The sequence below is a fragment of the Polaromonas sp. P1_E1_2 genome (assembly GCF_056406035.1).
Genome location: NZ_JBFUAZ010000292.1, coordinates 1 through 5,016 on the forward strand (window position 1 = coordinate 1; position 5,016 = coordinate 5,016).

Sequence of the window (5,016 nt, forward strand, 5' to 3'; positions counted from 1 at the left end):
CAGACCGGGCAGACCGGGATCAAGGTCACGGCCCTTCACCAGCCGCGCGAGCAGCGCCGCATCTGGCTGGAAATGGCACAGAAGAACGCTGGCCTCCAGCTGGCCCGGCTGCTGGCGGAGCAAGGTTCCCAGCAGGCGCGCACGCGCGCGCTGGCCGAGGCGCTGGATCTTCCGCTCGACAACCTCGACACGCTGCGCATCGAATGTTTTGACATCTCGCACACGGCCGGTGAGTCGACCCAGGCCTCCTGTGTCGTGTTCCAGGAGCACAAGATGGTCAACAGCGAATACCGCCGCTACAACATCGAAGGCATCACGCCAGGCGACGACTACGCCGCCATGCGGCAGGTGCTGATGCGCCGCTATACCCGGCTGGCTGAAGCCGCACGCAATGGGGAGGCCAAACTGCCCGACCTGGTGCTGGTCGACGGCGSCAAGGGGCAGGTGTCGATGGCACGCGAAGTGTTCGAAGAACTGGGCCTGGACCTGGGCCTGATTGCCGGCGTTGAAAAAGGGGAGGGCCGCAAGGTTGGCCTCGAAGAGCTCGTGTTTGCGGACGGCCGTGACAAGGTCTATTTAGGGCGGGATTCGGCTGCGTTGATGCTGATCGCGCAGATCCGCGACGAAGCCCACCGTTTCGCCATCACGGGCATGCGGGCCAAGCGCGCCAAGGTGCGGGTGGGCGGCAGCAAGCTTGAGGACATTGCCGGCATTGGCCCCAAGCGGCGCGCCAGCTTGTTGCAGCGCTTCGGCGGCATTCGCGGCATCGCTTCGGCCAGCGCGGAAGACATTGCCACGGTGGATGGCATTTCGAAGGACCTGGCCGAGGAAATCTACCGCGCCCTGCATTGAGGCCGCATCGGTTGCGTGCCCTGTTTCGGGCAGCAGTTCCTTGAAATTTGCTCAGATGTATTTGTGCAACGGAACGCACTGTTTTGGCGTGCTTTGCACCGCTATCCGGCACCACCGCACGGCTCATGCCAAAATCGGGGCATGTTTCTGACCATCCCTACGCTGATGACCTGGACCCGCATCGTTGCGATTCCGCTGATCGTGGGGGTGTTCTACCTGAACCTGGCGCCCACGGAGCGCAACCTGATTGCCACCGTGATGTTTGTCGTGTTTGCCGCCACCGACTGGCTGGACGGCTTCCTGGCGCGCAAGCTGAACCAGACTTCTTCCTTTGGTGCTTTCCTCGATCCGGTGGCCGACAAGTTCCTGGTCTGCGCCTCTTTGCTGGTGCTGGTGCACCTGCAGCGTGCCGACGTGTTCGTGGCGCTCATCATCATCGGCCGCGAGATCGCCATCTCTGCGCTGCGCGAGTGGATGGCCCTGATTGGCGCGACCAAAAGTGTGGCCGTGCACATGCTCGGCAAGGTCAAGACCACGGTGCAGATGATTGCCATCCCTTTCCTGCTGTTTGACGGCGTGCTGTTCGGCGTGATCAACACGCACGCGTGGGGCACCTGGTTGATCTGGATCTCCGCCATCCTGACGGTCTGGTCCATGATTTATTACCTGAAAAAAGCCATCCCGGAAATCCGCGCGCGCGCCAAGTAATCCTGCCCTTGGTGTTGCCGTTCTAAGGCTTCTGTTCTTGAGTTCTTCCTCTTCTTCATCCTCTTCCGGTGCGCTGATCCGGGCCATGCCCGCTGTGTTTGTCCTGATCTGGAGCACCGGCTTTATCGTCGCCAAATACGGTTTGCCTTATGCGCCGCCGCTGACTTTCCTGGCGATCCGCTATTTTCTGTCGATTGCTTGTTTCCTTGTCTGGATCGTGCTCGCCCGGGCGGCGTGGCCGCAAGGCCGGGCGCAATGGCTGCATCTGGCCATGACCGGCGTGTTGATGCATGCCGGTTATCTGGGTGGCGTCTGGATTGCCGTGAAGTCGGGCATGGGTTCGGGATTGACGGCACTCATTGTCGGACTTCAGCCAGTGCTGACTGCGCTGTGGGTTTCGTGGGTTGCCTCGCCCGAGGCTAACGGCGGCGAGGCCAGGGTCACCTCACGCCAGTGGGCCGGTCTGGCGCTGGGGCTGGGCGGGCTGTTGCTGGTGGTTTCGCGCAAATTTGGCACGGGCCATGAAGTGACGGCGCTGACGCTGGCCTGCACGGTCTTTGCGTTGTTCAGCATCACTGCGGGAACGCTTTACCAAAAACGTTTTGTCAAACCTGCCGATGTGCGCAGTGCCAATGCCATTCAGCTGGCCGCTGCTTTCGTGGTGACTCTGCCGCTTGCGCTGTTTGAAACTGAAGCGATCACGTGGAACCATCAGGTTCTGGGCGCCATGGCGTGGTCGGTGCTGGTGCTCACGCTGGGAGGAAGCTCCCTCCTTTATCTTTTGATCCAGCGTGGCGCAGCTACAGCCGTGACCAGCCTGCTGTACCTGGTTCCGCCAACGACCGCCCTGATGGCATGGCTGTTGTTTGACGAACCCATTACGCTAAGCACGATTGCCGGCACCGCGCTCACGGCGTTGGGCGTGAGCCTCGTGGTGCGGGCCGCGAAGCCGGCGGCAGCGTAGTTTTCCAGGGCGCTTCCTGAAACTGTGCGACCAGGTGGTCAATCAGCAGGCGAATACGGCGTGGCTGGTCGGTGCGGTAGGGGGCCAGCCAGTGAATGTCGGCATCGGGCATTGAATAGGCCGGTAAAACGCGCACGAGCCGGCCCGATGCGATGTGCGGTGCAATATCCCAGAGGCTGCGCAGCATGATGCCGCGGCCTTCCATGCACCAGTCGCGTACCAGTTCCCCCGAATTGCTGGCCAGCGGGCCTTGCACGCGAACGCGTACCGCTGCTTTCTCTCGTTCCCTGTGCAGCGGCCAGACATCAAAACGCTGGCCCGGGGCATTGCCGTTTTCGCGCACGATCAGGCAGGCATGGTCCTGCAAGGCCTCCAGGCTGGCGGGCGAGCCGTGCTGTTTGATGTAGCGGGGCGAGGCCACCATGATGCGCTGGTTGCGTGCAAGACGGCGTGACACCCACTGCGCCGCCTGCCGCCCCTGTATCGACCAGAGCCAGATGGCGCCGTCGTAACCTTCCAGCGCGAGGTCGGGCAAATGCTCGGTGAGCTCCAGCTGTATCTCGACACGCGGATAACGCTCCTGGAATTCCGCCAACGCAGGGCCCAGCCACAGGCGGCCGAATCCAAAAGTTGCAGCGAGCCGGATCAACCCTGTGGGCTCCGCTTTTCGCTCCTGCAACTCTGCCTCGAGCGCCTGGAAGCCCTGCAGGAGGAGGATGGCTCGTTCGCAGACTGTTTCGCCTTCAGCGGTGGGGCTGACGCGGCGGGTGGTGCGCTGGAACAGCCGTTGGCCCAGCCTGGCCTCCAGCGCGGCAAGCCGCTTGGTGACCACCGGTGGCGCTACATCCAGGCTTTGCGCTGCGGCCGCCAGGCTCCCGTGGTCGCGAACGGCAAGCACCAGTTCAAGGTCGCTGCGTTCCATTGATTAATTCCTTTTTGGAAATAATTGATTGCCTGATTATTGCTTGTATTGGATGCCACTCTTCTACAAAATCAGGCAAAGATCTAAAAATCGTTCAAGGCATTCAACGCCGGAGTACCGGGGAATTGATTGCGCGAAGGTGAACCAAGGCAACTGATTGATGTTTGAGAATTTCGTTTCGTGCGATGTCGACGGCCCGGCTGGCAGCTTGCACACCCTGCGGGGCGGCGCAGGGTCGCCACTTCTGTTGCTCCACGGGCACCCGCAAACCCACGCGATGTGGCACCTGGTTGCGGGAGAGCTTGCGAAAAAATTCACCGTCGTGATGATGGACCTGCGCGGTTACGGTGACTCCGCAAGGGTTGCTGGGGACTCAGCGCACGAGGCCTATTCCAAACGCGCGATGGCGCTGGATGCCGTCGCTGTCATGCGTCACCATGGGTTCGAACGGTTCCAGGTGCTGGCGCACGACCGCGGCGCGCGTGTAGCCCATCGCCTTGCGGCGGATCATCCTGGCGCGGTTCAGCGGCTGATGCTGCTTGACATCGCGCCCACGCTGGCCATGTACGACAACACCTCGGATGCATTTGCCCGTGCTTACTGGCACTGGTTCTTCTTGATCCAGCCGCCGCCTTTGCCGGAGGCCTTGATTGAATCCGATCCGGTGCGTTACGTGCGCAGCGTGATGGGTAAGCGCCATGCGGGCCTTGCGGCTTTCGCGCCGGCCGCCCTGGCCGAGTACGAACGCTGCGCGCAAATTCCCGGCACCGCACAAAGCATCTGCGACGACTACCGGGCCTCTGCCACCATCGACCTGACGCACGACCGCGCGGACGTCGCGGCCGGCCGGCGCCTGGCGCAGCCGCTGCGCGTGCTGTGGGGTGAACATGGCGCGGTGGGCCAATGCTTTGATGTGCTGGACCTCTGGCGGGACCGGGCTGAAGATGTCTCGGGCCGGAGCCTGCCTTGCGGTCACTACATTGCGGAAGAAGCGCCGGCGTTGTTGCTGGCAGAAGCGCTGAGTTTTTTCAAACCCTGAATCAGCGGCTCTCAACGGGTCAAATTAACGCCAACTACAGTCAAAAAGGAACACCATGAGCAAGAGCATCGGAAAAAAACGCATCGCCGTCATTGCAGGCGACGGCATCGGCAAAGAGGTTATGCCAGAAGGCGTGCGTGTGCTGGAGGCTGCGGCCGTCAAATACGGCATTGACCTGCAGTTTGACCACTTCGATTTTTCAAACTGGGACTACTTTGAAAAGCACGGCAAGATGATGCCGGACAACTGGAAAGACCAGATTGGCGGCCATGACGCGATCTACTTCGGTGCGGTGGGATGGCCCGAGAAAATTGCCGACCACGTGTCTTTGTGGGGTTCGCTGCTGCTGTTCAGGCGTGAGTTCGACCAGTACATCAATTTGCGGCCGGCGCGGCTGATGCCCGGCATCATTGCRCCGGTGGTCMGGCGTGACGGRAGCGCGMGKCAACCTGGTGAAATAGATTTTTACATCGTCCGYGAAAACACCGAGGGCGAATATTCCAGCATTGGCGGGCGGGCTTTCCCCGGCAC

General features: G+C 61.6%; 6 protein-coding genes. 5 read left to right on the forward strand and 1 reads right to left on the reverse strand.

Going from position 1 to position 5,016, the window contains the following annotated elements; genetic code table 11:
* From AC1D1P_RS13930 to AC1D1P_RS13940, 3 genes are all read left to right on the forward strand, one after another.
* A partial coding sequence (locus AC1D1P_RS13930) for a helix-hairpin-helix domain-containing protein (RefSeq protein ID WP_477673396.1) occupies nucleotides 1–852 on the forward strand: 852 nt, incomplete at its 5' end.
* Between the two features lie 141 nt (nucleotides 853–993).
* Complete coding sequence (gene pgsA, locus AC1D1P_RS13935) at nucleotides 994–1,560, forward strand: CDP-diacylglycerol--glycerol-3-phosphate 3-phosphatidyltransferase (RefSeq protein WP_477671024.1); 567 nt, start codon at nucleotides 994–996, stop codon at nucleotides 1,558–1,560.
* An 85-nt stretch (nucleotides 1,561–1,645) separates the two neighbouring features.
* Entirely contained in the window at nucleotides 1,646–2,524 is an 879-nt protein-coding gene (locus AC1D1P_RS13940; RefSeq protein WP_477671225.1) for a DMT family transporter, read from the forward strand.
* On the opposite strand, the gene AC1D1P_RS13945 is transcribed toward AC1D1P_RS13940, so the two are convergent.
* Nucleotides 2,469–3,446, reverse strand: coding sequence for a LysR family transcriptional regulator (locus AC1D1P_RS13945; RefSeq protein ID WP_477671023.1), 978 nt, complete (start codon nucleotides 3,444–3,446; stop codon nucleotides 2,469–2,471). The genes AC1D1P_RS13940 and AC1D1P_RS13945 overlap by 56 nt on opposite strands.
* A gap of 160 nt (nucleotides 3,447–3,606) precedes the next feature.
* Between AC1D1P_RS13945 and AC1D1P_RS13950 the strand changes: the two genes are divergently transcribed.
* Nucleotides 3,607–4,485, forward strand: a complete 879-nt coding sequence (locus AC1D1P_RS13950) for an alpha/beta fold hydrolase (protein ID WP_477673397.1) — start codon at nucleotides 3,607–3,609, stop codon at nucleotides 4,483–4,485.
* A 55-nt stretch (nucleotides 4,486–4,540) separates the two neighbouring features.
* Nucleotides 4,541–5,016, forward strand: a 476-nt coding sequence (locus AC1D1P_RS13955; protein WP_477673398.1) for an isocitrate/isopropylmalate family dehydrogenase, incomplete at its 3' end; no start/stop codon positions are given.

Bases quoted from the DNA above. Each gene is read 5' to 3' on its own strand.
- pgsA (WP_477671024.1), top strand. From the start codon at position 994: ATGTTTCTGACCATCCCTACGCTGATGACCTGGACCCGCATCGTTGCG.
- AC1D1P_RS13940 (WP_477671225.1), top strand. From the start codon at position 1,646: ATGCCCGCTGTGTTTGTCCTGATCTGGAGCACCGGCTTTATCGTCGCC.
- AC1D1P_RS13945 (WP_477671023.1), bottom strand. From the start codon at position 3,446: ATGGAACGCAGCGACCTTGAACTGGTGCTTGCCGTTCGCGACCACGGG.
- AC1D1P_RS13950 (WP_477673397.1), top strand. From the start codon at position 3,607: ATGTTTGAGAATTTCGTTTCGTGCGATGTCGACGGCCCGGCTGGCAGC.